Genomic DNA, 26,459 nt, shown 5'->3' with positions numbered 1-26,459 from the left:
GAGCCGACCCGAGGAGCCCAGCACCGTGGTGACCCGCCGAGAGCTGTCCACCGCCTCCCGCGGCGTCCCGACCGTGACGCCGACGCCCGCACCGGTCTCGTCCAGCTCCGCCGCCCCCGCCCGCTCCACGACGCCGGCCTGGCTGCCCGTCCTGCTCGGGGTCCTCGCGCTCGCCCTCGTCGCCGGCAGCGTCCTGGTCGGCGTGCGCGACGTCGCGTTCGAGGCGGAGGCCGAGTACGGCTGGGTCGTCGTGCAGGACGTCGGCGACGGCTCCGTCACCGCGGTGCAAGACCTCGACCCGGAGGGACCGACGATCGCGCTCGACGTCCCGACCACCGCGGGCATCGAGGCCGGCTCCCGGATCGCGGTCCGCTACGAGAAGGACAGCCCGTACGACGTGGTGCTCACCGACCGGCCGTCGCGCCTGCCGCTGCTCCTCGGGGCCGGGCTCGCGGGGGTCGTCCTCGCCGGGATCGCGCTCGGGCTCGCCCTGCGCGTGCGCCACGCCCGCGCGCAGCTCAACCGGCGCGGCTGAGCCTCTCCTCGGCCCGGCGGTCCGCCGTCGCCCAGTCCCGCACACCGCGCAGCAGCATGAACCCGCCCGCGAGGACCGCGGTCATGGACAGCGCCGTCCCGAGGGTCTGCAGCGCCGAGGCGTAGGACGCGACCGCGGCCGCGGCACCCACGCCGACGACGAGGCCCCAGACGAGGATGGCGCGCTTGGCGCGCTCCCGGAGGGTCTCGGACTCCCGGTTGAGCTTCCACTCCGGCACGGCGGTCTCGTGCGCAGCCATCAGGGCCCTCCTCGTCGGTCGTCCACGGTGACGAGGAGGGCATCGGCACGGCGCGCCCGATGCTGAGGAGCGGACGACGACGGCACCCCGGCGCGCGCCGGGATTCACTCGGACGGGCGTCCAGGACCGCGCCGGGCGACCGGCGGACCCGTCCTAGCGCTCGGCCTCGGGGTCGACCGTGAACCACACGGTCTTGCCGCCCGGCTCGCGTCGCTCGATGCCCCACGCGGTCGACAGCGCGGCGACGAGCGCCATGCCACGGCCGCTCGCGGCGGTGGGCGCCGGGTGCAGGACGCGGGGGCGGTCCGGGCTCTCGTCGGTCACGGACACCCTGACGGCCTCGCCGTCGATGCGGACCTCGACGCGGATCTCGCCGTCGGGCGGCCCGTGCAGCACCGCGTTGGCGACGACCTCGCCCGCGAGGAGCTCGATGACCTGGTTCGAGACACCGTGCACACCCGCCTCGGCGATGGTCCGCATGATCCAGTGCCGCGCCGCGCGGGGGGCCGCGCGCTCGGGGGTCAGGACCAGCTCGACGGTGTGTGCGCGGGCATCCTGACGTCGCGCGCTCGCAGCGCTCCGCAGCTCCCTGACATCGCCCACCGGTCCACTGTGCCTGACCGAGCCGGAGTTCGCCGGGTGAACGCGCGACCCGATCCGGTGAGCCGGGTGCCGCAGACGTGCCATCACCTCGCCATGCGGCGGCCATCACCTGGTCAAGCGGCGCCCGTCCGCGATGGCGCGACGAGCGCCGCTGCCGGGCCGCTGCCGGGCCGCTGCCGGGCTGCCGCCGGGGTCCCGGCCGTGGCAGCCTGGACCCATGACCACGCTGCGACGCCGCCTCGGACGGTCCGGTCTCGACACCAGCGCGCTCGGCCTGGGCTGCTGGGCGCTCGGCGGCCGGATGGCGAGCGGCGACCAGCCGCTCGGCTACGCGGGGGTCGACGAGGACGAGGCGACGCGGGCGCTGCACCGCGGCATCGAGCTCGGCGTGACGCTGCTCGACACCGCCGACGCCTACGGCGCGGGCCGCAGCGAGGAGCTGCTCGCCCCGGTGCTCGCGGCGCACCCCGACGTGCTCGTCGCCACCAAGTTCGGCAACACGATCGACCCCGCGACGCGGCAGCTCACGGGCGTCGACGTCTCCCCCGGGTACGTGCGCGACGCGCTGCACGCCTCGCTGCGCCGGCTCGGGCGCGACCACGTCGACGTCTACCAGCTGCACACCCCGTCGGCCGGCGCCGCGGTCGCGGAGGAGCTCGCGGCGACGCTCGAGGCGCTCGTGGACGACGGGCTCGTGCGCTGGTGGGGCGTCAGCACGGACGACCCCGACGAGGTCGAGGTGCTCGCCCAGGCGCCGCACCTCGCGGTGGTGCAGATCCAGCTCAACGTGCTCGACGACAACGCGCCGATGCTCGCCCTGGCCGAGCGCCACGACCTCGGCGTGCTCGTGCGCTCCCCGCTCGCGATGGGCCTGCTCGGCGGGCGGTACACCGCGGCGAGCCGCCTGCCCGCGGACGACGTGCGGGGGCGCGAGCCCGAGTGGATGCGCTGGTTCTCGGGCGGCTCGCCGGCCCCCGAGATGCTCGAGCGCCTCGACGCCGTCCGTGAGGCGCTCACCGCGGACGGCCGCACGCTCGCGCAGGGGGCGCTCGGGTGGATCTGGGCGCACGACGAGCGCGCCGTCCCGCTGCCCGGCTTCCGCGACGTGCGCCAGGTCGAGGAGAACGTGGGCGCGCTCGCGGCCGGGCCGCTCGACGCGGCGGTGCACGGGGAGATCGAGCTGCTGCTCGGCCGCGGGTCGGGCTGACCGCGTGCGGTCGGGCTGACGGCCCGTCCGCGTGCCCTCGGCCCGACGGCGTGGCTTGGGGCTGAGCCGTGTCGGCGCCGTGCAGCACGATGGTCCGGTGCCCGACTACCTCGCCCGCATCACCGTCCAGGACGTGCCCGACGACGACACCCGCGCCGGCATGGCCGACGCGCTGGGGGCCGTCGACGACGTCGCCGACGAGGCCGCGCTCCCCGGTGCGCCGCTGCCCGGCCCCGTGACGTTCACGGTCCCGGGCGAGGCACCGGACCTCGAGACGGCGACCGGCGTCGCGCAGCGCCACGCGGCGGAGCTGCTCGACGGGTTCGAGTTCGAGCTCGACGTCACCGAGCGCTGACCGCCGTCCGCGCGGGCGTCGGGCTCCTGCGGTGCGCGGGCTCGGCGTCGCGGCGGCCCGTGCGGTGCGCCGGCCAGGGCCGTGCGCCGGCTCGTGCGGTGCGCCGGCTCGTGCGGTGCGCGGGCTCAGGCGACGGGGGGCGTCGGGACGCCCGGCGCGGGGTAGCCGGCGTGCACGCGGGCGAGCTTGTCCTCGGACGGCATGAGGATCCACAGCACGGGGTAGACGATGAGCTGGCTGCCCGGGATCACCATGAGGACGAGCAGGAAGAGCAGACGCGCGGGCCAGGGGTCGAGCCCGAACCGGCGGCCGAGCCCGGCGCACACGCCGCCGAGGACGCGGCCCTGGACGGGGCGGATGAGGCCGTCGCGGCCGAGGGTCTCGTGGATGCTGGTCACGGTGCACGTTCCTTCGTTCGTGGGGTGTCGCTCTGACACCTCCACGGTGCGCCCGCGGGCCCCCGGCGCGCATCGGGGACCTGCCCTGACCGGACCCGGACCCTGCCCTGACGCCGCCCTGACCGCTCCCCCGGCCAGGCCCTGACCGCCGCGCCGCGTCGTACGCGCAGCGGGCGCCTCGCTCCCGCCGGAGCCGTCAGGCGGGCCACCGCTCGGCGGTCCCCCGGCACGGCCCCGTGACGACGCCCCCGGCGTCGCTCGTCAGGGTCCACTCCCACGCGTCGCCGAGGTCCTCGAACGTCGTCGGCGAGAAGCGGGCCACGACGCTCGCGTCCTCGACCCAGAAGTCCTCGATCGGTGCACCGCGGTTCTCGAGCTCCGCCGAGCCGTCCGCGGCGGCCGCGAGGACGTCGACCTGGAAGGTGCGCGCTCCCGTGCCGTCGGGCCGGGCGACCTCGAGCCGGTACGCCCCGGGGGCCGCGACGGCGCCCGTCCGCTCCCACCGCACCTCGACCCACCCGTCGCGCTCGACCTGGCGGCGCGTGACGCCCCACCGGACGACGGAGCCGGCGCCGTGCTCGACGACGACGCTCCCGCCCGCCGCCGGGCCGGCCGACCCCGCGGTGCCCGGGACCATGCAGTCCGAGGTCCAGGTGCCCGACGACGAGAACGTCGCCGGGCCGAGCTGGAACACCGCCGCGGCGACGCACCCGACCGCGGCCGCCGCGACGCCTGCGCGCGCCCGGCCGCCGGTCCACCACCCCGGCGTGCGGGCGTCGGCCCGCGGGACCACCACGGTCGAGAGCAGGCTGTCCGCGAACGTGCGCCGCTCGGGGTGCCACGCGGGCCGCAGGTACCCGACGTAGACGATGGCGTCGAGCAGGTGCGCGAACCAGCGCACGACCGTGCGGCCGAGGCCGACGGGGCGCCCGTCGGAGTCGCGGACGACCGCGATCCCGAGGACGAGCTTGCCGGGCGTCGACCCGACGTAGGCCTGCATCAGCGCGAGGACGGCGACGGTCAGGACGACCCACGGGCTGTCCGTCCAGCCCGCGGGACCCGCCGTGCCGTCCGCCGGGCCGAAGAACGGTGCGGGGGTCGGTGCGGCGACCGGCTGGACCGGGAGCGTGAGGTAGGTGACCGCCCCGAGGACCGCGGTGTCGAGCAGGTGCGCGACGACGCGCGAGCCCCACGACGCGTAGCGGGGTCCGCCCTCGCGCGCCCACCGGAGGCGCGCCTCGGGACCGTCGGCGTCCGGCCAGGCGATCGCCACCCCGGTCGCCGGCGGCGCGGCGCGGGAGCCGTCGCGGTCGGGACCCGGCACGTCGTCGGTCGCCCGGTCGGAGCCCGGCGCGTGGGGGCCCGCGGCGGGCGCCCGCGGCTGATCGGGGTGCGCCTCGTCGGGGTGCGCCTCGTCGGGGTGCGCCTCGTCGGGATGCGCCTCGTCGGGATGCGCCTCGTCGGGGTGCGGCTCGTCGGGGTGCGCGTCGGCGCGCGCGGGCGTCGGCGGCCTGCCGCCGGTCGCCCCGCCGCCCCCTGCGGTGGTCATCCGGTCATCCTGGCGCAGGTCGGCCGCCTGCGGGGGCGGATCACCCGACCGGCGGCCTCGGGATCCGGCCGTCCGCGCGCAGCGGGTACCAGCGGCTGCCCCAGCGGCGCGTGACCTGGGGCCCGTCGACGGTCGCGAGGTCCGTGACGGTGCGGGTCACGGCCCCGGCGACGTGCAGCGCGGCGGGGTCGTCGTCGGCGGTGAACCGCACGGTGATGCGGGCGCGCCCGCGCACGACGCCGAGGTCGTACGCCTCGACGGTCGCGAGCGCGCGGGCCGCGCCCGCGGCGGCGGGCAGCACGTCCTCGGGCGCCGTCGACCCGCGCAGGAGCCCGACGCCGAGCGTCACGCGGTACGAGGGCACGTCGGGGCGGCCGGTCCGGTCGGGCGGCGGGTCAGACGGCGAGGACGCGCACGCCGGCCCCGGACACCTCGAAGCGCACGGCGCCGAGGTCGGGGACGACGACGTCGGCGGTCAGCGCGTCGCCGTGGGACTGCGTCGCGAGCGCGAGCGTCGCCGCACCCGCGTCGCGGCCCGAGTCGAGCCCCGCGGCGGCGTCCTCGACGACGAGGCAGCGCGCGGGGTCGACGCCGAGCCGCTGCGCGCCGAGCACGTACGGCTCGGGGTCGGGCTTGCCTCGCGCCACGTCGTCTGCGGTCACCACGACCTCCGGGACCGCGAGCCCGGTGGCCGCGAGCCGGGCCGACGCGAGCGTCCGGTCGCACGACGTGACGATCGCGCTGCGCCCGGTGCCCGCGAGCGCGGCGAGCGCCTCCGCGGCGCCGGGCAGCACCTCGATGTCGCCCGTGTCGGTGACCTCGAGCTCGACGATGCGGCGCAGCGCCCGGGCGCGCTCCTCGGGCTCGCGGGCGGCGAGCAGGGTGTCGACGATGTCCCGCGCCGGCACGCCGTGGAACCGGAACTCGCGCACGCGCACGTCGTCGATCGCGAACTCGTGCGCGAGCCGCGTCCAGCTCCGCATGACCGAGGCGAGCGAGGAGATGAGGGTGCCGTCCATGTCGAAGAGCACGGCGTCGAACGTCGCACCTCCGAACAGCACGGAACCCGGGGCGGCGGTCGACAGGGGCATGACCCGAGGGTGTCACGGGCCGCGCGCCGGGGCCGAACCGGCTGGTCGCGGCGCCGGCACAGGTGGCGGGCGACCGCCGGAGCCGGGGCCTCAGGCGTGCGCGGGTCCCGTCTGAGGTACCTCAGAGGCTCCTCAGCCGCGATCCCGTGCGCACGACCGGTCGACCGACCGATCCGGCCGCACCCCCCTCAGGACCAGCGTGGAGGTCGTGCGGGAGCGGGTCCCGCCGACGGAGAGGGAGCAGTCATGAACGCGATGTGGGGACCGGCGCTCGACGCCGAGGTGGCCTACCGGGCCGAGCGGCTGCGCGCGGCGTCGCGCTCGGGCGGGGCGGGGCGGCGGGGGCCGGCCGTGGCCGACCAGCGCGGCACCCGGACGCGGGCACGCACGGCCGCCGGGGCGCGGCCGGGCCGTGGGTGGCACCTGCCAGGATCGGGGGCATGGCACGCAGCGCGATGACCACCCCGTTCGTCGCCCGGGCCGACGAGGTCCGGCGGCTCACGGACGCGCTCGACCGCGCCGGTGCGGGGCAGCCCGGCGCCGGGCTGCTGGGCGCGGACGCCGGGGTCGGCAAGACGCGGCTGCTGCGCCGTGCCGCCGAGCTCGCCGAGGAGGCGGGCGCGACGGTCGTGACGGTGCACTGCGTCGACCTCGGCGAGATCGGCCTGCCGTACCTGCCGTTCGCGGAGGCGCTCGCCCGGCTGCGGGACCAGGTCCCGGAGGTCGTCGAGCCGGCGGTCGACGCGCGGCCCGTGCTCACGCGGCTCGTGCCGGCGCGGCGCGGCGCGGGGCTGCTCGCGGGCGCCGCGGTCGGTGGCCGTACGAGCGGGGGGCCTGCGGGCGGCGCAGCGGAGGACGGCGCGGGCGGCGGTCGGGCCGGTGGCGAGCAGGGGGCGCCGCCGGACGACGCGCGCGACCCGGCGCCCGGCGAGGACCAGGCGGGCCGGCTCCAGCTGTTCGACGGCATCGCCGCGGTGCTCGGCGCGGTCGGCCGGCCCGGGGCGCCGCTGCTGCTCGTGATCGAGGACCTGCACTGGGCGGACGCGTCGAGCCGGGACGTGCTGCGCTTCCTCGTGGCGCGCCTGCGCGACGAGCACCTCCTCGTGGTCGCGAGCTACCGGACCGACGACCTGCACCGGCGCCACCCGCTGCGCCCGATGCTCGCCGAGATGTCCCGGCACCCGCGCGTCGAGCGCATCGACCTGCCCGCCTTCACGCGCGACGAGCTGCGCGACTTCGCGACGGCCTTCGTCGGGCACCCGCTGCCCGAGGCGGACCTGCTCCGCGTCGCCGAGCGCTCGGAGGGCAACGCGTACTTCGCGGAGGAGCTGCTCGACACGCGGTCGGGGCCGGAGACGCTGCCGTGGACCCTCGCGGACATGCTGCGCGCACGCCTCGAGCACCTCGACCCGGCGGTCCAGCAGCTCGCGCGCATCGCGTCCGTCGCGGGACGCCGGGTCACGGAGCCGCTGCTGCGGGCCGTCGCGGCGGACCGGGAGGCGGGGTTCGGGTCGCTGTCGCTCGACGACGCGCTCCGGGAGGCGGTCGCGCACCACGTGCTTGTGGGCGAGGAGGGGCGGATCGCGTTCCGGCACGCGCTGCTCGCCGAGGCCGTGTACACCGACCTGCTGCCCGGCGAGCAGGTCGCGCTGCACCGTGCCTACCTCCGGGCGCTGCGCGCCGACCCGTCGCTCGGGCCGCTCTCGCGCCTCGTGGTGCACGCGCTCGAGTCGCACGACCTGCCCGTCGCGGTCGAGGGCTCGTGGCGTGCCGCGCAGGACGCCGCGTGCGTGCTCGCGCCCGCCGAGGAGCTGCGGCACCTCGAGACGGTGCTGCGGCTGTGGGAGTCGGTGCCGGACGCGCAGGCCCTCGTGGGCGCCGAGCGGGTCGACGTCCTCGAGCGGGCCGCCGACGCGGCGAGCCGGTCCGGGCAGGTCGAGCGCGCGATCACGCTCGCGCGGGAGGCCGTCGCGGCAGCCGAGGACGACCCGCGCCGCCGCGTCGCCCTGCGCACCGCGCTCGCACGTCACCTGCTCGCGGCGGACCACGAGCTCGAGGCCCTGCGCCACGCGGCCCAGGCGCTCGAGGACGACCCCGAGCCGCGTCAGCTCGCGTGGGTGCTCGCGACGCACGCCCGCGCGTCGCTCACCGCCGACCGCGACGACGACGCCCGCGTCTCGGCCACCCGGGCCGTCGAGGTCGCGCGGGAGCACGGCGAGGCCGCCGCAGAGTCCGACGCGCTCGCGACCCTCGCGGTGCTCGTCGTCGACGACCCCGCGCACGCCGCGGAGCTGCTCGCGACCGCCGAGCGCCGGGCGCGCGACGCGGGCGACCTCGTGACCGCGCAGCGCTGCACGTACAACCTCGCGACGACCCTCTACTACGACGGCCAGCTCGCGGAGGCGTCCCGCGTCCTCGCGCGCGGGCTCGACGAGTCCGCGGCGACGGGGCTCGCCTGGACGGAGTTCGGCGTCGCGCTGCGCTTCTTCGGCGAGCTCGTCCGCTACGCGCTCGGCGACCTCACGCCCCCGCGCCTCGGCAGCGAGCCGCTCATCGAGCTCCAGCCGGGGCTCATGGCGGCGGTCGGGCTGTACGCGGCGGTCGCCCGCGGGGACGCGGACGCGGTCGCCCGCGGCCGCGCGTTCGAGCCGGGCTGGGAGCGCGACGCGCAGATCGCGCTGCTCAGCGGCGGCTGCCTCATCGACGCGCTGACCTGGGCGGGGGACGTCGACGAGGCGGCGTCGGTCGGCCAGCGGCTCATCGACCACCTGGGGCGCACGTGGAGCGAGACGTTCCTCGGCGCCATCTGGCTCGCGGCGCTCACGATCGCCGCGCTCGCCGACGACGCGCACGGCCGCCGGCTCGTCGGGGGCGACGCCACGGCCCTCGTCGAGCACGGCACCGCGCTGCTCGCGCGCGCGACGCGGGTCGCCGAGCGCGGACGGCCGCGCGGCGGGCGGCTCGGGCCCGAGGGCCGGGCGTGGCTCGCGCGCGCGCACGCCGAGCACGCGCGGTTGCTGGGGGCCGACGACCCCACCCTGTGGCAGGCGGCTCGCGACGCCTACGCGTACGGGTACCGCTACGAGGTCGCCCGGTGCGAGTGGCGCTGGGCCGGTGCGCTGCTCGACGCGGGCGACCGCGCGGCGGCGACCGAGCGCCTGCGCGTCGCGCTCGCCGAGGCCGAGGCGATGGGGGCCGAGCCGCTCGCGCGCGCCGTCCGGGACCTCGCGCGCCGCGGGCGGCTCGACCTGCCCGGGGTGCGCGGGCCCGGGTCCGACGTCCTGACCGCACGCGAGGTGGAGGTGCTGCGGCTCGTCTCCCGCGGGCTGTCGAACCGGCAGATCGGCGAGGAGCTCTTCATCAGCGCCAAGACCGTGAGCGTGCACGTGTCGAACCTGCTCGCCAAGCTCGGGGCGTCCGGGCGCACCGAGGCCGCGACGCTCGCGCACCGGCGCGGGCTGCTCGACGAGACCTGACGCGACCGCACGGGAGGAGCCGCCCCGCCCGGGGCACCCTCCGGCCGCGGCCCGGCGGTCCCGGGCGGCCGGCGCCGTCAGCGGCCCGCGTCGTCCGTCGAGCCGCGCCGCTCGGCCGCGCAGTACCCCAGGAGCCACGCCACCAGCAGCTCCTTCTCGGCCGCCTGCACGCGCGTGCGCAGGCTCTCGACGTCGTCGTCCGGCTCGACGGGCACCTGCCGCTGCGCGAGCACCGGACCCTCGTCGTACTCCGCCGTGACGACGTGCACGGAGGCCCCCGTGACGGTCGCGCCGTCGGCGAGCACCGCCGCATGGACCCGGTCGCCGTACATCCCCGTCCCGCCGTACGCGGGCAGCAGCGCCGGGTGCGTGTTGACGACCCGGCCGGCGTGCTCCGCGAGCACCCGCGGCCCGAGCTTCTTCATGTACCCCGCGAGCACGACGAGCTCGGTCCCGCCGGCGGCGAGCGCCTCGGCCATCGCCGCGTCGAGCTCGCCCGCGTCGGGATGGGTGCGGCCGCTGAGGTGCAGGGTCGCGACGCCGCGGGTCCGGGCGTGCTCGAGGACGCCGGCCCCGCTGTTGTTGCTGATCACGAGGCACACGTCGGCGTCGGCCGAGGTCCGGGTCGCGTCCAGGACGGCGGCGGCCGTGGTCCCGGCCCCCGAGCCGAGGATCGCGATGCGCACGGGCGGGCCTGCGGGATCCGACATGCGCACCACCCTAGGGACCGGCCGCCGCCCGGCGTGAGGCAGTTCACCCCCCGTTCACGGACGCCCGGGGTTACCGTGGAGATCGGCCCCGTTTCCCCCGCGCACCGCCGCGCGCCTCTCCGAGAAGAGCCCCCCATCACGCGTCCCGTCGTCCTCGTCCACGGTGTCCGTACGTCGTCCGCGATCTGGACGCACCAGGTCAGCGCGCTCAGCCGCCACGGCCACCGCACGATCGCCGTCGACCTGCCCGGCCACGGCCTGCGCGCGCACGAGCGGTTCACGCTCTCCGGCGCGCTCGCGACGATCGACGACGCCGTCGCGTCCTGCGACGTCCCGCCGCTGCTCGTGGGCCTCTCGCTGGGCGGCTACATGTCGCTCGCGTACGCGGCGCGTCACCCGCACAAGCTCGCGGGCGTGCTGCTCGCGGGCTGCTCGACGGAGCTGCGCGGCAAGCCGCTCGGCGCGTACCGGCGGCTCGCGCACCACGTGACGGGCGCGCTGCGGATCGGCGGCGGCACGTGGCACGTCGTGACGGACATGCTCGCGGCGGTGCGCGGGTACTCCCCGCTCTCGGACCTGCGCCGCGTGCACGTCCCGGTGTGGCTGGTCAACGGGCGTCGCGACCCGCTGCGCCTCGACGAGCGCCGCTACGTCAGCGCCCGCCCGGGGACCCGGCTCACCGTGGTGCCGCGCGCGGGGCACGACGTGAACAGCCACGCACCCGCCGCGTTCAACCGGGTGCTGCTCGGCGCGATGCACGAGCTGCGGCTGCCCGAGCGCGCCGCCGTCGCGCACCTCGCCCCGGCCGCGTGACCGCGGGCGCCGCCACGGCCTGACGGCGCCCCGGGAGCGCGAGCGCCGCGTGCGCGCGACGGCCGCCCAGCCGTCGTCGGCCACCCGGCCACCCGGCGACGCCCGGGCGTAGGCACGCCTCGTGGTCCCCCGGCCGCCGGCAGCCGCCTGACGTCGACCCTGCGCACGCGCGCCCCGCCCTCGGGCGCAGCACGCCGCCCGACGTCAGGCCTCCGCCTCCCGGCGGACGACGCGCACGAGGTCCTCGACCGAGAGCCCGAGCTCGCGCGTGCGGCGCACGTACTCGCGCGCGGCGATCGACGCCTCCCGCTCGCGGTCCGCGCCGCGCACGGCCACGAACGTCCCGAGCCGCCCGCGCGTCTCGACGACCCCGGCCTGCTCGAGCTCGCGGTAGGCGCGCGCGACGGTGTTGACGGCGAGGCCCAAGTCGTCGGCGAGGCGGCGCACCGTCGGCAGCCGGTGCCCGGGCGCGAGCGTGCCCTCCTCCGCCTGCGCCGCGAGCTGGCTGCGCACCTGCTCGTAGGGCGGCACGTGCGACGCGGGGTCGACGACGAGCATCACAGCGCCCCGGCGGCCCCGGGCCGCGGGCCGGGGACCGAGGGACCGGCGGCCGGCGACGCGGGGCCGGACGGTGGCGTCACCGACGGTGGGGCGACGGACGGGGCGGGCGGCTGCGGCCACAGGCGGCGGCGCACGTGCCCGCGCGGGTCGAGCAGCGCGCTGACGCCCGCCGTGACGAGCATCGCGAGCACCAGGACCAGCGAGACGCCGTCGGGCAGGCTCCCGACCGCCTCGGCACGCGACGTGATCACGAGCGGAAGATACGCGCCCGCGGTGAGCGGCACGGTCACGAGGTCCCGGGCGGTGCGGGCGCGCAGCACGTCGTCCCACGCGAGCGCGAGCGGGGTCGTCGCCGCCTGGCGGGCCGCCACGAGGCGCCGCAGGAGCACCTCGGTCACGACGACGGCGGCGACGGGCACGGCGATGCCGAGCGCGACGAGCGCCCCCGGCAGACCGGGGCCCTCCCGCAGCCCGGCCCACGCGGTGACGGCGACGCCCGCCCCGGCGAGGACCCACGCGCCCCGCCGCTCGTGCGGGGTGACGTAGTCCTCGACGACCGGGACGCTCGCGCGCGCGACCCGCGGGCCGGGCTCGTCGACGGGGCGGATCGTCTCGCGCCAGGCGAGCAGGCCGAGCCCGGCGGCGGTGCCGGCGAAGAAGCCGAGGAGCACCGCGAACCCGCGCAGGTCGCCGCCCGTCGCGCCGAGCAGCGCGGCGCCGTCGTCCCCCGGCAGCAGGAACGCCAGCGGCAGCAGCCCGCCGAGCAGCGCGCCGGTCCCGGCCCAGCGCTCGCGGCGCCGGAACCGCCCCACGACGAGCCGCTCGGTCGCCTCGTCGAGCGGGAGGTCGACCTGGAGCGCGGTGCGGCGCACGGCGTCCCGGACGAACCGGCGGACGAGGCTGTGCGCCAGCAGCGCGAGCGCGCACACCGTGGTGAACGCTGCGAGCACGAGCGTGGACTGCATGCGCTGCTCCTCCGTCGCGGTCCGGAGGTGACCCCGGACAGTTTGTATCGCGTTTGTGTCACTCTAGCGGTACAAACCTGCGACAGACAAGCGCGGGCACGGTCAGGCGCCGGAGCCCTCCGCGTGCCGCTCGACCTTCGTGTCCGGCCCTGGGAAGACGAGCGTGCGCTCCCCCGTGTCCGACCACTCGACGACGAACGGCGGCTGGCCGTCCGGGTGGCGCAGCTCGACGACGACGCCCTCGCGCACGTGACCGCCGACGACCGCCGGCCGGCTCACGATCAGGTCCCCTACGGCCGCTCTCATGGCACGTCTCCTCTCACGAGCGGGTGCCCTCCCATCATGCGCGTGCCGGGTCGCCCGCGGAACCTCGCCGAGGGACGGACGGGCTGCCCGTGCGGGAGGATGTGGCCCCGGCGGCGGGCCGCCACGCGCCGGGGCCGGCGTCCGCGCAGGTCGAGCGGCCCGGACGGCGGTCCCGGCGCGCGTGTGCGGTCCCCCGCGAACCGGTGCGCCCGTGGGCGCCCGCGTCTACGGTGAGGCGCATGGCGCCGTCGAAGACACCCGCGGTCGAGCTCGAGGTCGAGGGCCGGACCGTGCGGGTCACCAGCCCGGACCGTCTCGTGTTCCCGCAGCGCGGGCTCACGAAGCTCGACGTCGTGCAGTACTTCGTGACGGTCGGCGCCGGGATCCTCGGGGCGCTGCAGGAGCGTCCGACGACGCTCGAGCGCTGGCCCAAGGGCGTCTTCGAGGGCGCCCGGCTCTCGACGCGCACCGACTCGACGGGCGACGCGTTCTTCCAGAAGCGCGTGCCCCAGGGCGCCCCCGACTACGTCGAGACGTGCACCATCGCGTTCCCGAGCGGACGCACCGCCGACGAGGTGTGCCCGACCGAGCTCGCCGTCGTCGCGTGGGCCGCCAACATGGGCACCCTGACGTTCCACCCGTGGCCGGTCCTGCGCGCCGACGTCGACGCCCCCGACCAGCTGCGCATCGACCTCGACCCGCAGCCGGGCACCGACTACGCGGACGCCGCGCGCGTCGCCCCCGAGCTCCGGGCGATCCTCGAGGAGCACGGGCTGCAGGGGTTCCCGAAGACGTCGGGTGGGCGCGGGCTGCACGTCTTCGTGCCGATCCAGGCGCACTGGACGTTCACGCAGGCCCGCCGCGCGACGATCGCCGTCGGCGCGAGCTCGAGCGGCGGCTCCCCGACCACGTCACCACGAAGTGGTGGAAGGAGGAGCGCGGGTCCAAGATCTTCGTCGACTACAACCAGATGGCGCGCGACCGCACCATCGCGTCGGCGTACTCGATCCGCGCCAACCCCCGGGCCACGGTGTCCGCGCCGCTGCGCTGGGACGAGGTCCCGGACGTGCACCCCGACGACTTCGACGTGCTGTCGATGCCCGCGCGGTTCGCCGAGGTGGGCGACCTGTTCGCACCGCTCGGCCCCGACCGCAACGGCCTGCCCGACGACGGGTACTCGATCCGTCCGCTGCTCGACCTCGCGGACAAGGACGAGCGCGACCACGGGCTCGGCGACCTGCCCTACCCGCCGGAGTACCCGAAGATGCCCGGCGAGCCCAAGCGCGTGCAGCCGAGCCGCGACCGGGACCGCCCGGCGGCCGCCGCCGACGGGGACGCCCCCGCCGCGGACTGACGCCCCTGCCGCGGGCGCGGCGGCGCGCGGTCGACCTCGCGGCTCCACCGCACGCGCGGGCGCGGTGGGCTCGCGCCGGACGCCCGCGTCCAGTCCGCGCGCTCGGGCCGCGGTGGGCCCGCGCCGCCCCCCCGGTCAGTCCGCGCGCGGGGGCGGCGGCGTGATCCGCACGACGCCCGCGTCGAGGTCGACGTCGAACGGCGGCGCCTCGGACGGCCGCTGCGCGATCGCGGTGCGCTGCCGCTCGCGCTCCTGCGTGAGGTGGGTCCGGCTCGGCTGGAACACGTCGACGAGCTCGCCGAGCATCCCGGCACCGAGCCCGTCGCTCATGCTGCCGCGCGCCCCGCGCAACCCGCGCGCGCTGAGGCGCTCGAGCAGCACCGCGACGACCGCCACCAGCACCACGACGGTCACGAGGGCCACCCACCCGCTGCTCATCCGCCGAGCGTAGGCCTGGGTGGCGGTCCGGTCGAGGGAGGGCGCGGCGGCGAGGCGCCCTCCGGCACGCGCACGTCGCCATCGCGCGGGTCGCCACCGCGCACGGGCCCCGGAGCGCGGCGGGGGTGCGGCGCGCCCGGAGCGGGCGGCAGTCGTTAGCGTCAGGGCATGTTCCTGCTCGACGACGGCGCACCCGTGCTCAGCCCGAGCGACCTGGCCGTCTCCGCGACGTGCGAGCTCGCGGTCCTGCGGCGCCTCGACGTGCAGCTCGGCCGGGCGGAGGCCGTCGCGAGCCCGCCCGACGCGCTCGGCGTCCGCACGTCGCAGCTCGGCGACGCCCACGAGCAGCAGGTGCTGGCCCGGTACCGCGAGCAGCACGGGGCGCTCGACCCGGCGACGGGGCGCGGTGTCGCGGTCGTCGAGCGACCGCCGTTCGTGTGGGCGCGCGACCGGCGGGTGCTCGAGGACAAGCACGCCGAGACACTCGCGCTGCTGCGCGCCGGCGCGGACGTGGTCCACCAGGCCGGCCTGTTCGACGGCGGGCTGAGCGGCTGGGCGGACTTCGTCGTCCGCGAGGAGGCGCCGGGTGACAGCCCCCGGTACTCCGTCGTGGACGCCAAGCTCGCGCGGCACGCCCGCACGACCGCGCTGCTCCAGCTCGCCGCGTACGGGGACCTGCTCGCGCACGCCGGGGTCCCGGTGTCGCCGCACGTGCACCTCGTCCTCGGCGACCGCACCGTCACGAGCCACCGGCTCGACGAGCTGGCGCCGGTGTACCGCGAGCGCCGCACCCGCCTCGAGCGGCTCGTCGGCACGCACCTCGCGCAGCCCGGCCCGGTGGTGTGGGGCGTGTCCGGGGTGCGGGCGTGCGGGCGGTGCGACGTGTGCGCCGTCGAGGTCGCGCGGACGCGGGACGTGCTGCTCGTCGCGGGCCTGCGCACGACGCAGCGGGCGCGGCTGCAGGAGCGCGGGGTCCGCACGATCGACGAGCTCGCGGGGAGCACCGGCCCGGTCCCGGGGATCGGGGCGGGGACGCTCGACGCCCTGCGGGCGCAGGCGCGGCTCCAGGTCGACCAGGACCGCCGTGCGCGGGCGCAGCTCCCGGTCGTGCCCTCGCCGCCCGACGCGGTGGGCACGGTCGCGGAGCCCGGCACGCCCGACCATGCGGACGCGGTCGCGGAGCCCGGCGCGCACGACACGCCGCTGGTGTTCGACCTGTTCGCCCCCGAGGTCGTCGGCCTGCTGCCCGCGCCGGACCCGGGCGACCTGTTCTTCGACTTCGAGGGCGACCCGCTGTGGGTCGACGACGACTCCGGCGAGTGGGGCCTGGAGTACCTGTTCGGCGTCGTCGAGGCGCCCGCGCACCCGGGCGACGAGCCGGTCTTCCGGACGTTCTGGGCGCACGACCGCGCCGAGGAGAAGCAGGCGCTCGTCGACTTCCTCGACTACCTCACGGCCCGCCGGCGCACCCACCCGCACCTGCACGTCTACCACTACGCGGCGTACGAGAAGTCGGCGCTGCTGCGGCTCGCGGGCCGGCACGGCGTCGGCGAGGAGGTCGTCGACGACCTGTTGCGCGACGGCGTGCTCGTCGACCTCTACGCGACCGTGCGCGCGAGCCTGCGCACGGGGGCGCCGTCGTACTCGATCAAGAAGCTCGAGCCGCTGTACCGGGACGCGGCGCGCGACGAGGCGGGCGTGACGACCGCAGGCGACTCGATCGCGGAGTACGCGACGGCGTGCACGCTGCGGGCCGTGGGGGCCCTCGACGAGGCGCAGCGCCGCCTCGACCAGATCGCGGACTACAACCGGGACGACTGCGTCTCGACGCTCGGCCTGCGGGACTGGCTGCTCGAGCGCGCGGCGGAGCACGGCGTGCACCCGCGTCCGCCCCTCGACGCCGAGCCGCTCGACGGGGTCGACGACGAGGCGCCCGAGCGCGACCCGCTCGTGACGGCGCTGCTCGCGCACGCCGGGCCCCCGGCCGGCGCCGGGCACGCCCGCACCGCCGACCAGCAGGCGGTCGCGCTGCTCGCCGCCGCGCTCGGGTACCACTGGCGCGAGGACAAGCCGTTCTGGTGGGCGCACTTCGACCGGCTCAGCGCCGCGCCCGACGAGTGGACCGAGCGGCGCAGCACCTTCGTCGCCGACGAGGTCGAGGTCGTCGAGGGCTGGTCGGTCCCGCCCCGGGCCCGCACCGCACGCCGGGTCCTGCGCCTCGTCGGCCGGCTCGAGCCGGGCAGCGACCTGCGCCGCGGGGCCAAGGCGTTCGCGCTCTACGACCCGCCGCTCCCCTCGGCCGCGAAGCGCAGCGAGGGCGGCCTGCGCGGCTGGACCGAGCGGGTCACGGTGGTCGCGGTCGGCACGGAGACGTCGCTGCCCAAGACCGGCACCGCGACGTCGGCGAACGGGAACGGCACCGTGACGTCCGCACCCGCGGACGGCAACCCGACTCCGGCACCACGGGACGGCACCGCGACGCCCGAGACCGGCACGGCGACGCCCGCGACCGGCACGGCGACGTCCGCGGCCACGGACGCCGGCACACGGCGCCCGGCACCCGCCCGCGCCCCCGCCCGCGCCCCCGCCCGCGCCCCCGACCGCGCCCCCGACCGCGACGTCGTGCTGGTCGAGGACGCCCTCCCGCTGGACGCCGCCGAGCACGACGCGCTCCCGATGGCGCTCGGCCCGTGCGCGCCGCCGCGGACCGCGTCGATCACGGCGGCGGTCCGGGCGCTCGCCGAGGACGTCGCCGCGCGGCTGCCCGCCGTCCCGCCCGGCCCCGCGCTCGACCTGCTCCGCCGCGTCCCACCGCGCACCCGCAGCGGCGCCCCGCTGCCCGCCCCGGACCGGGCCGAGGGCGGCGGACCCCGGTACGTCGAGGCGATCACCGCGGCGCTGCTCGACCTCGACGACTCCTACCTCGCCGTCCAGGGACCGCCGGGCACCGGCAAGACGTACACCGGGGCGCGCGTGGTCGCGGCCCTCGTCGCGCGCGGCTGGCGGGTCGGCGTCGTCGCGCAGTCGCACGCGGTCGTCGAGAACATGCTGCACGCGCTCGTCGCGGCCGGCGTCGGCCCGGACCGCATCGGCAAGAAGCCGTCGGAGGCGACGGACCCGGGCGTCCCGTGGCGGCACCTGCGGACCGACGCGCAGTTCGCCGCGCTCCTCGCCGGCCCCGCCGCGGGCGCCGGCGGGACGCCCGACGCGTTCCCGCCCGCGGGCGGCGGCGGCGTCCACGGGGACGGGGGCAGCGCGGCCGGTACCGGCGCCGTCGTCGGCGGCACCGCGTGGGACCTCACGAGCACCGGCCGGGTCCCGCGCGGCTCGCTCGACCTGCTCGTGGTCGACGAGGCCGGCCAGCTCTCGCTCGCCGACACCGTCGCGTGCTCGGTCGCGGCGCGGCGGCTCCTGCTGCTCGGCGACCCCCAGCAGCTCCCGCAGGTCAGCCAGGGCGTGCACCCCGAGCCCGTCGACCGCTCGGCGCTCGGGTGGCTGACCGACGGCCACGACACGCTCCCGCCGCACCTCGGCTACTTCCTCGCCGAGACCTGGCGCCTGCACCCGGCGCTGTGCGCGGCCGTCTCGCGGCTGTCCTACGAGGGGCGGCTGACGAGCGTGCCCGCGGCCGCGGAACGGTCCCTGGACGGCGTCGCGCCGGGCGTGCACCGGGTGCGGGTCGAGCACGAGGGCAACGCCGTGGCGTCGGTCGAGGAGGCCGCGGCGGTCGTCCGGCTCGTCCGGGACCTCGTCGGGCGGCGGTGGCGCGACCCGTCGGCGCACGCCCCGGCGTCCGCGGTCGACCGCCCGCTCGAGGCCCACGACGTGCTGGTCGTCGCCCCGTTCAACGCGCAGGTCTGGACGGTCCGGCGCGCGCTCGACGCCGCCGGGCTGACCGCCACGCGCGTGGGCACGGTCGACCGGTTCCAGGGCCAGGAGGCGCCCGTCGTCGTGCTCACGACCGCCGCGTCGTCCCCCGACGACGTGCCGCGCGGCCTGGAGTTCCTGCTCGACCGCAACCGGGTCAACGTCGCCGTCTCGCGTGCGCAGTGGTGCGCGTTCGTCGTGCGCGCGGACCGGCTGACCGACCACCTCCCGAGCACCCCGGAGGCGCTCGCGCAGCTCGGGGCGTTCGTCGGCCTGTGCGAGGGGGCCCCGACCCCTGCCGGGGCGCACCCCCGCAGCGCTAGCGTGGCGACGTGAACCGTCGCCCGCTGCCCCAGTCCCTGCTCGGCGTGCTCGTCGTCGCGATCGGGGTGGCCGCGCTGCTCGACCAGCTCGACGTCGTGGACGTGAGCCTCGGCGAGCTCGTGTCGACGTGGTGGCCGCTCGCCGTCGTCGCGGTCGGCGTCGCGGCGCTGGCGACCGTGCCGCGCGCGTGGGTCGGCCCGGCGGGGCTGATCGCGGTCGGCGTCCTGCTCCAGCTCGGCCGGCTCGGCCTGCTCGACGTGAGCTTCTGGGGGCTGATCTGGCCGATCGCCATCATCCTCGTGGGCGTCTCGCTGATCACGCGGCTGGGCACCCCCGGGTCCGACGACGCCGTCGTGAACTCCGCGGTGATCTGGTGGGGTTCCGAGCGCCGCTCGACGTCGCGCACGTTCCAGGGCGGGAGCCTCACGGCGATCATGGGCGGGATCGACCTGGACCTGCGCCAGGCCGACATCGTGGGCCGCGCGGAGATCGCGGTGTTCGCGCTGTGGGGCGGCGTCGAGATCAAGGTCCCGACGACGTGGCGCGTGACCGTGACGGGGCTCCCCGTGCTCGGCAGCTGGGAGAACAAGACGACGCCCCCGCTCGACCCCGACGCCCCCGAGCTCCTGGTGCACGTCACGACGATCATGGGCGGCGCGGAGATCCGCAGCGGCGTGCTGCTCAGCAAGGACTGACCGTGACGCGCGCCACGAGCCCCACCAGCCCCACGAGCGAGGAGCCCGGATGACGACCACCGGCACCCGGCACGAGGTGCTGCTCGACGACGGCCGGACGCTCGTGGTGCACGACACCGGACCCACCGCAGGGGCGGGTGACGCGCTCGCGCTCGTGTGGCACCACGGCTCGCCGCAGACCGGTGCGCTCCTCGACCCCCTCGTCCGCGCCACCGCACCGCGCGGCATCCGGCTCGTCTCGTACGGCCGCCCGAGCTACGGCGGCTCGTCCCCGCTGCCCGGCCGGGACGTCGCCTCCGCCGGGCGCGACGTCGAGCAGCTCGCGGACGCGCTCGGGCTCGGCCGGTTCGCCGTCATGGGCTCGTCGGGCGGCGGGCCGCACGCGCTGGCCTGCGCGGCGGCGCTGGGTCCGCGCGTGGCGGGCGTCGCGACGTTCGCGAGCCCCGCCCCCTACGACGGCGACGAGCGCTGGTTCGCCGGCATGGCCGACGACGCGGCGCTGCGGGCCTCGACCCTCGGCCGCGACGCACGCGCGCGCTTCGAGCTCACGGCCGAGTTCGACGAGGGCGTGTTCGTCGCCGCCGACTGGGCGGCGCTCGCCGCGTCGTGGTCGGCGATGAACGACGACGTCGCGCTGGCCGCGCAGGCCGGGAGCGACGGGCTCGTGGACGACGACGTCGCGCTCGTGCAGCCCTGGGGCTTCGGGCTCGACGAGGTCGCGGCGCCGGTGCTCGTGGTGCACGGCAAGGCGGACCGGATGATCCCGGTCGCGCACGCGCAGACCCTGCTGCGGGGCTGCCCGCGCGCGGAGCTCTGGCTGCGCCCCCGCGACGGCCACGTCTCGGTGCTCGACGCGGTCCCGGTCGCGCTCGACTGGCTGCTCGACCACGCGCACGACGAGGTCGACGACCCGGCGGAGCCCGAGCCGGCCCGCGCCGAGGGAACGGCTCCGGCCTGACCCGGCGGGCACACGCGGCTCCGGCCTGAACCGGCGGGCACACGCCGCTCCGGACTGACCCGGCGGGCGCACCCGGCTCCGAACTGACCGGCCAGCGGGCGCGCGCCGGGCACCTGCCGGAGCCTCCGCGCCGGCCACGGTCCCGGCGGCCGGGCGCGCGGGCGACGCCGGGCCGCGTGCGGGCGCGGTGCGTCGCCGGCCAACCTCACCCGACGCCGGCCCCCAACGATCCGGTGCAGGTGCGCGTTGTGGTGTCAGCAGCCCGGACGAGGGGAAGGACGCCGCGTGGCGCACTGGAGGAAGACCCTGGACCAGATGGTCCAGGAGCGGCGGTCGGCGCTCGTCGCCTACGCGTGCCTGTTCGTCGTGGACCGCCGCGACGCGGAGGACCTGGTGCACGAGGCGCTCGTGCGGACGTTCGCCCGGCCGCGCGTCGTCACGGACGTGCACGCGGCGGAGGGCTACGTGCGCCAGGCGGTCCGGACGGTGTACCTCGACCAGGTGCGGCGTCGACGGACGTGGCGCGAGAAGGCGCACCTGTTCGCCGGCGACCCCCCGGCGCGCGCCGCCGAGGACGCCGCGACGGCGTCGACCGACGTCGGTGCGGCGCTCGCGCTCCTGTCGCCCCGCGAGCGCGCGTGCGTCGTCCTGCGCTACTTCGACGACCTGACGGTGCCGCAGGTGGCGTCCGCGCTGCAGATCAGCGAGGGCTCGGTCAAGCGCTACCTCGCCGACGGCACCCGCAGGCTCCGGGGGGCGCTGCGGCTCGACGGGGGCGCCGAGGACGACACCGAGATCGTGCACGTGACCGACACGGGAAGGAGCGGGGCATGAACGACGACCTCGCCGCCGCGCTGCGCGGCTTCGCTGACCAGGAGCGCCACGTCGCCGCGGCGTCCGCCCCCGACCCCACGCTCGAGTCGGGCGCCCTCGCACGCCGGGTGACGCGACGCCGCGCCGTCCGGGCGGGCGCGACCGCCGTCGCGAGCCTCGCCGTCGTGGGCGGGATCGCCGTCGGGGTCCAGGCGTGGGACACCGCGCCGCAGCCCCCGGCCGTCCCGGTGCCCGCACCGACGACGCCCACCCCGACGCCGGCACCGACGACACCGACGCCGACGCCCAGCCCGAGCCCGACGCCGACGGCGCCCCCGGCACCGCCGCCCACCCCGACGTTCCGCGACGCGGAGCCGATGGCCCCCGGGATGCTCGAGACCTCGGGCGCGGGGTGGCTGCTCGTCCGGTACCAGCCCTTCGCCGACGCCAGCACCGCGAGCTCGCCGGCGCAGGTGTACCTCCTGAGCCCCGACGGTCGCCCGTACCTCGTGCCGACGCCGCTCGACCTGGAGGACACCTACGTCCTCGACTGGGCTCCTGGCAGCACGCGCGCGCTGGTGGGGCGGGGCACGGGCACGGCCTGGGTCGCCGACCTGCTCACCGGCGAGCGCGGCCCGGACCTCGCCACCCCGTCGGTGGGGCGCGCGATGCTGCACGACAGCTCGGGAGACGTCCTGGACACGCAGGCCGCCGGCGGGATCGTCCTGCGCCGGGTCGCGCCCGACGGGTCCGTGCTGGCGGAGAGCCCGGGGTTCGAGCGCCACTACGGCTCGGCCGCCCTGCTACCGAGCCCGGACACGGCGTTCGTCGTCCTCAACGACGTCGCCGGCCCGCGGGCCCTGCGCACCGACCGTCTCACCGCGATCGCGATGGCGGCTCCCTACCCCGACCTGCCGGCCGCGTGCCGGGCGTGGATGTGGGTCGGGCCGGCGAAGGTCCTGCACGAGTGCTCGGTCGACGGGTCGGGGCCCTTCGCGGTCGGCGCCGAGAGCGAGTTCTGGCTGGTCCCGGTCGGTGGGGACCAGCCGCGCCGGCTGGCGGACATGCCGGCGGCCACGTCGCTCGGCGGGATGTGGCGCGTCGGTGACCGGCTCGTCGCCGGCACGTTCGGCCCCCGCGAGTCGCAGGCCCGGTGGTGGGACGTGACGGACGGACGGGCGACGCCGTTGAGCGCCGGGGGTGCGCCCGGGCTCCGGGTCGCGGGCGTGCGGGGTGGGGAGCTCGTCGCGACGGAGCGTCCACGGCCGGTGGGCGACGAGCCGACCGTGGACGCGCTCGTCGCCGTCGACCCCGTGACCGGGGTGGTCCGCCGGCTCGTGGAGGGCGAGCCGGGCCGGTCCAGCGCGTTCGGGGTGGCACCGGAGATCGTCGCTTCGGCGCCTCAGACCGAGATCGGTGACTGACGCAGCCGCGTCCGGTACGCCTGCGGGCTGACCCCGTGGGCGCGCCGGAACGCGGTGCTCAGCGCGAACGCGCCGCCGTACCCGACCCGGCGCGCGACGGTCTCGAGCGTCGCGTCGGTGGCGCGCAGGGCGTCCGCCGCGAGCGCCATGCGCCAGCCCGCGAGGTAGGTCATGGGCGGCTCGCCGACGAGCTCGGTGAACCGGCGCGCGAACGCGGCGCGGGACACGCCGACCTCGGCGGCGAGCCCGGCGACCGTCCACGGCTCGGCGGGCCGGTCGTGCACGAGCCGCAGAGCCCGCCCGACCACGGGGTCGCCGTGCGCGCGGAACCACGCGGGGGTGTCGTCGCCGGGTCGCGCGCACCACGCCCGCACGGCGGCGACGAGGACGAGGTCGAGCAGCCGGTCGAGCACGACGGCCTGGCCGGGGGCGTCGCGCACGATCTCGGCGGCCAGGGCGTCGACGACGGCCGTCGCGCCCTCCCCCCGGCGCACCACGACGAGCGGCGGCAGCGCACGCAGCAGGCGCTCGCCCACGACGCTGTGCTCGGGGTAGGTGCCGATCAGCATGAGGTCGGGGCCGTCGTGGTCGTTGCCCCACGTCCGCACGCCGAGCTGCATCGAGAGCACGAGGCTGTCGCCGTCGACCGTCGTGCAGCTCTGGTCCGGGTGGACGATCACGCTCGGCGGCGTCTCGGGCCGGTCGGCGATCGTGTACGGGTCCGGCCCGCGCAGGACCGCCACGTCGCCGGGGCCGAGCAGCTCCGTCCCGCCGGCCGTGGGCAGGACGCACGCCGAGCCCCGCAGCAGGGCCACGACGGTGATCGGCGCGCGGTCCTGGACGCGGATGGACCACGGCGGCGCCATGACGGCGCGCAGCAGGAAGGCGCCGAGCGCGCGGGGCGAGTCGAGCAGACCGGAGATCGGGTCCATGGGGCCGAGCGTAGACTCTCGCGCATGTCTGCGCGCTCCTGAACCATTCACCGTCTCGCCGGGACGCGGTTGGCTCGTCCCATGACGCACACGCCCAGCCCGACGACCACCGCCCCGACCACGACCCCCGGCGCCGGCTCCCCGGGTCCCGCGACCGGCACCGCGCCGTCAGCCGCCCCCGCACCGCCCACGCCGACGGGGGCGTCGTCCCCGACCCGGACGCCCCTCGCCGACCCCGGGACCGTCCTCGTCCTCGGCGGCACCGGCAAGACCGGTCGCCGCGTCGCCGCCCGCCTGCGCGACCGCGGCGTCGACGTGCGCATCGGCTCCCGCTCGGCGACCCCCGCGTTCGCGTGGGAGGCACCATCGACGTGGGATGCCGCGCTCGACGGCGTCGACGCCGTCTACGTCTGCTTCGTGCCCGACCTCGCAGTCCCCGGTGCCGCCGACGTCGTCCGCGCGTTCGTCGCCCGCGCCGAGGCGGCCGGCGTCCGCCGGCTCGTGCTGCTGTCCGGCCGCGGCGAGGAGGGCGCCGAGGAGTGCGAGCGCCTCGTGCTCGCGAGCCGCATCCCCGCGACGGTCGTCCGGGCCGCGTGGTTCGACCAGAACTTCAGCGAGTACTACCTCGTCGACGGCGTGCTCGCGGGCGAGGTCGTGCTCCCGGCGGGCGACGTGCTCGAGCCGTTCGTGGACGCCGACGACATCGCGGACGTCGCCGTCGCCGCGCTGACCGAGGACGGCCACGCGGGCGAGCTGTACGAGGTCACCGGTCCGCGCCTGCTCACGTTCGGGCAGGCCGTCGCCGAGATCGGCGCCGCGACCGGACGCGCGATCACCTACGTCGAGGTGCCCGTCGCCGACTACGCCGCCGCGATGGCCGAGGCGGGCGCGTCCGACGACGAGGTGTGGCTGCTCACCTACCTGTTCACGACCGTGCTCGACGGGCGCAACAGCGCGGTCACCGACGGCGTGCAGCGCGCGCTCGGCCGCCCGCCGCGCGACTTCGCCGAGTACGCCCGCGACGCGGCCGCCGCCGGGGCGTGGGACGTCGCCGCCGTCGGCTGACCCGGGGACGCCGGGGGCCCCGCACCGTGCTGGTGCGGGGCCTCCGGTCGTCGTGCCGCGCGGGGACCTCGGGGGCGTCCGGGCCAACATCGCCCCGGGACTCAGGTCCCGCCCGGCGGCGCGGGCGAGATGGTGCGGAGTGACGGATCCGCGGGTCAGGTGCCCGCGAGCGGGTTGGGTCCTTCCATGCGGGTCGCGCCGCGCCGCTTCACCGACGTGACGGGCTCGGCGATGTCCTCGAGCGACTGGCGCTCGGCGTTGATGCCGATGAACCACGCCACGAGCCCGCCCGTGAGCATGAACGCCGCACCGACGAAGTACCCCGCGGTGAGGGGGCCCCGCTCGGTGCCGTCGCCGACGAGCGAGGCGTAGACGATCGCCGCGACCGCACCCGCGGCCTGCGCGATGCAGAAGAAGAACGCGATCGCCTGCCCGCGCAGCTCGATCGGGAAGATCTCGCTCACGGTGAGGTACGCGGACGACGCGCCGGCCGACGCGAAGAAGAAGCAGATGCACCACAGCAGCGTCTGCGTGGCCGCGGTCAGCACGCCCGCGCTGAACAGCACGGCCGCGAGCGCCAGCACGACCGACGCGAGCCCGTACGTCAGCAGGATCATCCGCCGCCGGCCCCACGTGTCGAACAGGTGGCCCAGGAGCAGCGGACCGGCGAGGTTCCCGATCGCGAACGGGATGAAGTAGAGCGGGACACGCTCGTCGGGCACGTCGAAGAAGTTGTTCAGCACGAGCGCGTAGCTGAAGAAGATCGCGTTGTAGAGGAACGACTGCGTGATCATCATGGTCGCGCCGAGCACCGCGCGGCGCGGGTACTGCCGGAACATGACCCGCGCGACCTGCGTGAGCGGGATCGACTTCTCGCCCACCACCTCGATGGCCTTGGTCTCGTCGACGGGCGGGAGCTCGACGCCGTGGCTGCGGACCGACTCCTCGATCCCGTCGACCGTCGCCTCGGCCTGCTCGGTGTACCCGTGCGTGAGCTGCCAGCGCGGGCTCTCCGGGATGTGCCGCCGGATGTAGATGATCACCAGGCCCAGGATCGGGCCGATGAAGAAGCAGATGCGCCAGCCCCAGAAGATCGGCACGAGGTCCGGGTCCAGCAGCACCAGCGCGCCGAGCGAGCCGAGCAGCGCGCCGCCCCAGTAGGTGCCGTTGACCGCGATGTCGACGCGTCCGCGGTAGTGCGCCGGGATGAGCTCGTCGATCGCCGAGTTGATCGCGGTGTACTCCCCGCCGATGCCCATGCCCGCGATGAACCGGAACACCAGGAACGAGTACAGGTCCCACGAGACGCCCGCGAGGCCGCTGCCGATCAGGTAGATCGCGAGCGTCATGATGAACAGCCGGCGCCGCCCCAGCCGGTCCGTCATCCGTCCGAACACGAGGGCGCCGACGACCTGGCCGATCAGGTACACCGACGCGAGCAGCCCCACCTCGGTGTTCGAGATCCCGAGGCCGCTCTCGTCCTTGGTCAGGATCGACCCGACGTTCGCGACGAGCTGGATCTCGAGGCCGTCGAGGATCCAGGAGATGCCGAGTCCGATGACGACCATCCAGTGGAACCTCGTCCACGGCAGCCGGTCCATGCGGGCGGGGATGAGACTGCGGACGGAACGCGGTTCGGTGAGGCTCTGGGCTGTCGCGTCCATGCGGACTCCTGTGTGCGCGTGGCGACGGAAAGGGTGAGGGGAATTCCGGCCTCACCCGATTTCCGGACGCTAAACGCGCTCCACCAGGCCCGCAACA

The 26,459-nt window shown here is 77.1% G+C and carries 24 protein-coding genes and 1 pseudogene; 12 read left to right on the top strand and 13 right to left on the bottom strand.

Going from position 1 to position 26,459, the window contains the following annotated elements; all coding sequences use genetic code 11:
* The first annotated feature begins 25 nt into the window (after window positions 1-25).
* The gene (locus tag CCE01nite_RS10070) at window positions 26-535 is read left to right on the top strand and encodes a hypothetical protein (RefSeq protein WP_141372279.1); all 510 of its coding nucleotides are present in this window, start codon (window positions 26-28) and stop codon (window positions 533-535) included.
* Here CCE01nite_RS10070 and CCE01nite_RS10065 read toward each other — a convergent pair.
* Together CCE01nite_RS10065 and CCE01nite_RS10060 are read right to left on the bottom strand one after the other, a co-directional pair.
* On the bottom strand, window positions 519-794 hold the full coding sequence (locus tag CCE01nite_RS10065) for a hypothetical protein (protein ID WP_034635336.1): 276 nt from the start codon (window positions 792-794) through the stop codon (window positions 519-521). The two genes, CCE01nite_RS10070 and CCE01nite_RS10065, sit on opposite strands and share 17 nt — an antisense overlap.
* Before the next feature lie 153 nt (window positions 795-947).
* On the bottom strand, window positions 948-1,397 hold the full coding sequence (locus CCE01nite_RS10060) for an ATP-binding protein (protein ID WP_246056410.1): 450 nt from the start codon (window positions 1,395-1,397) through the stop codon (window positions 948-950).
* A gap of 217 nt (window positions 1,398-1,614) precedes the next feature.
* Between CCE01nite_RS10060 and CCE01nite_RS10055 the strand changes: the two genes are divergently transcribed.
* Window positions 1,615-2,604, top strand: coding sequence for an aldo/keto reductase (locus tag CCE01nite_RS10055; protein WP_034635339.1), 990 nt, complete (start codon window positions 1,615-1,617; stop codon window positions 2,602-2,604).
* A gap of 97 nt (window positions 2,605-2,701) precedes the next feature.
* Window positions 2,702-2,959: a hypothetical protein gene (locus CCE01nite_RS10050; RefSeq protein ID WP_034635342.1), complete on the top strand. Its 258-nt coding sequence runs from the start codon at window positions 2,702-2,704 to the stop codon at window positions 2,957-2,959.
* A gap of 125 nt (window positions 2,960-3,084) precedes the next feature.
* Here the strand turns inward: CCE01nite_RS10050 and CCE01nite_RS10045 are convergent, their stop codons facing one another.
* The 4 genes from CCE01nite_RS10045 to CCE01nite_RS10030 form a co-directional block, all read right to left on the bottom strand.
* Window positions 3,085-3,357 (bottom strand): PspC domain-containing protein, encoded by a 273-nt coding sequence (locus CCE01nite_RS10045; protein ID WP_034635345.1) that lies wholly within the window; start codon window positions 3,355-3,357, stop codon window positions 3,085-3,087.
* A 196-nt stretch (window positions 3,358-3,553) separates the two neighbouring features.
* Window positions 3,554-4,906: an RDD family protein gene (locus CCE01nite_RS10040; protein WP_141372278.1), complete on the bottom strand. Its 1,353-nt coding sequence runs from the start codon at window positions 4,904-4,906 to the stop codon at window positions 3,554-3,556.
* Window positions 4,907-4,946: 40 nt separating this feature from the next.
* Window positions 4,947-5,255 carry a hypothetical protein gene (locus tag CCE01nite_RS10035; RefSeq protein WP_371861029.1) on the bottom strand — a complete coding sequence of 103 codons (309 nt, stop codon included), beginning with the start codon at window positions 5,253-5,255 and terminating at the stop codon, window positions 4,947-4,949.
* A 46-nt stretch (window positions 5,256-5,301) separates the two neighbouring features.
* A complete protein-coding gene (locus CCE01nite_RS10030) occupies window positions 5,302-5,997 on the bottom strand; it encodes an HAD-IA family hydrolase (protein WP_141372276.1) in 696 nt (231 codons plus the stop codon).
* A gap of 440 nt (window positions 5,998-6,437) precedes the next feature.
* Between CCE01nite_RS10030 and CCE01nite_RS22385 the strand changes: the two genes are divergently transcribed.
* Window positions 6,438-9,473, top strand: coding sequence for a helix-turn-helix transcriptional regulator (locus CCE01nite_RS22385; protein ID WP_281282380.1), 3,036 nt, complete (start codon window positions 6,438-6,440; stop codon window positions 9,471-9,473).
* Between the two features lie 77 nt (window positions 9,474-9,550).
* Here CCE01nite_RS22385 and purN read toward each other — a convergent pair whose 3' ends face one another.
* Window positions 9,551-10,183, bottom strand: coding sequence for a phosphoribosylglycinamide formyltransferase (gene purN, locus CCE01nite_RS10020; RefSeq protein WP_141372275.1), 633 nt, complete (start codon window positions 10,181-10,183; stop codon window positions 9,551-9,553).
* A 75-nt stretch (window positions 10,184-10,258) separates the two neighbouring features.
* On the opposite strand from purN, the gene CCE01nite_RS10015 reads away from it, so the two are divergent.
* Complete coding sequence (locus CCE01nite_RS10015) at window positions 10,259-10,996, top strand: alpha/beta fold hydrolase (protein WP_246056407.1); 738 nt, start codon at window positions 10,259-10,261, stop codon at window positions 10,994-10,996.
* 204 nt (window positions 10,997-11,200) lie between these two features.
* Here the strand turns inward: CCE01nite_RS10015 and CCE01nite_RS10010 are convergent, their stop codons facing one another.
* The 3 genes from CCE01nite_RS10010 to CCE01nite_RS10000 form a co-directional block, all read right to left on the bottom strand.
* Window positions 11,201-11,554, bottom strand: coding sequence for a GntR family transcriptional regulator (locus tag CCE01nite_RS10010; protein ID WP_141372274.1), 354 nt, complete (start codon window positions 11,552-11,554; stop codon window positions 11,201-11,203).
* On the bottom strand, window positions 11,554-12,522 hold the full coding sequence (locus tag CCE01nite_RS10005; RefSeq protein ID WP_141372273.1) for a hypothetical protein: 969 nt from the start codon (window positions 12,520-12,522) through the stop codon (window positions 11,554-11,556). The genes CCE01nite_RS10010 and CCE01nite_RS10005 overlap by 1 nt, the downstream gene beginning before the upstream one ends.
* A gap of 102 nt (window positions 12,523-12,624) precedes the next feature.
* Window positions 12,625-12,828 carry a DUF1918 domain-containing protein gene (locus CCE01nite_RS10000; protein ID WP_141372272.1) on the bottom strand — a complete coding sequence of 68 codons (204 nt, stop codon included), beginning with the start codon at window positions 12,826-12,828 and terminating at the stop codon, window positions 12,625-12,627.
* A 239-nt stretch (window positions 12,829-13,067) separates the two neighbouring features.
* Between CCE01nite_RS10000 and ligD the strand changes: the two are divergent.
* A pseudogene (gene ligD, locus CCE01nite_RS09995) lies at window positions 13,068-14,182 on the top strand (non-homologous end-joining DNA ligase).
* A 135-nt stretch (window positions 14,183-14,317) separates the two neighbouring features.
* Here the strand turns inward: ligD and CCE01nite_RS09990 are convergent.
* The gene (locus CCE01nite_RS09990; RefSeq protein ID WP_141372271.1) at window positions 14,318-14,620 is read right to left on the bottom strand and encodes a DUF6191 domain-containing protein; all 303 of its coding nucleotides are present in this window, start codon (window positions 14,618-14,620) and stop codon (window positions 14,318-14,320) included.
* A gap of 168 nt (window positions 14,621-14,788) precedes the next feature.
* Between CCE01nite_RS09990 and CCE01nite_RS09985 the strand changes: the two genes are divergently transcribed.
* The 5 genes from CCE01nite_RS09985 (at window position 14,789) to CCE01nite_RS21645 (ending at window position 22,701) form a co-directional block, all read left to right on the top strand.
* Entirely contained in the window at window positions 14,789-18,823 is a 4,035-nt protein-coding gene (locus CCE01nite_RS09985) for a TM0106 family RecB-like putative nuclease (protein WP_141372270.1), read from the top strand.
* On the top strand, window positions 18,820-19,506 hold the full coding sequence (locus CCE01nite_RS09980) for a LiaF transmembrane domain-containing protein (protein WP_034634811.1): 687 nt from the start codon (window positions 18,820-18,822) through the stop codon (window positions 19,504-19,506). Before CCE01nite_RS09985 ends, CCE01nite_RS09980 begins: the two co-directional genes overlap by 4 nt.
* Window positions 19,507-19,555: 49 nt before the next feature.
* Entirely contained in the window at window positions 19,556-20,464 is a 909-nt protein-coding gene (locus CCE01nite_RS09975) for an alpha/beta fold hydrolase (protein WP_084142969.1), read from the top strand.
* Window positions 20,465-20,749: 285 nt separating this feature from the next.
* Window positions 20,750-21,298: a sigma-70 family RNA polymerase sigma factor gene (locus CCE01nite_RS09970; RefSeq protein WP_084142968.1), complete on the top strand. Its 549-nt coding sequence runs from the start codon at window positions 20,750-20,752 to the stop codon at window positions 21,296-21,298.
* The gene (locus CCE01nite_RS21645; protein WP_034634806.1) at window positions 21,295-22,701 is read left to right on the top strand and encodes a hypothetical protein; all 1,407 of its coding nucleotides are present in this window, start codon (window positions 21,295-21,297) and stop codon (window positions 22,699-22,701) included. Before CCE01nite_RS09970 ends, CCE01nite_RS21645 begins: the two co-directional genes overlap by 4 nt.
* Here the strand turns inward: CCE01nite_RS21645 and CCE01nite_RS09960 are convergent.
* A complete protein-coding gene (locus CCE01nite_RS09960; RefSeq protein WP_034634802.1) occupies window positions 22,680-23,633 on the bottom strand; it encodes an AraC family transcriptional regulator in 954 nt (317 codons plus the stop codon). The genes CCE01nite_RS21645 and CCE01nite_RS09960 overlap by 22 nt on opposite strands.
* Window positions 23,634-23,714: 81 nt before the next feature.
* Between CCE01nite_RS09960 and CCE01nite_RS09955 the strand changes: the two genes are divergently transcribed.
* The gene (locus CCE01nite_RS09955; RefSeq protein WP_084142966.1) at window positions 23,715-24,698 is read left to right on the top strand and encodes an NAD(P)H-binding protein; all 984 of its coding nucleotides are present in this window, start codon (window positions 23,715-23,717) and stop codon (window positions 24,696-24,698) included.
* A 155-nt stretch (window positions 24,699-24,853) separates the two neighbouring features.
* Here CCE01nite_RS09955 and CCE01nite_RS09950 read toward each other — a convergent pair whose 3' ends face one another.
* Window positions 24,854-26,362, bottom strand: a complete 1,509-nt coding sequence (locus CCE01nite_RS09950; RefSeq protein WP_246056405.1) for an MFS transporter — start codon at window positions 26,360-26,362, stop codon at window positions 24,854-24,856.
* Between the last annotated feature and the right edge of the window lie 97 nt (window positions 26,363-26,459).

It is taken from the genome of Cellulomonas cellasea, assembly GCF_006538745.1.
Lineage (GTDB): Bacteria > Actinomycetota > Actinomycetes > Actinomycetales > Cellulomonadaceae > Cellulomonas_A > Cellulomonas_A cellasea.
Note: the sequence above shows the minus strand (reverse complement) of the source record. Positions and strands in the feature narration are given on the sequence as shown.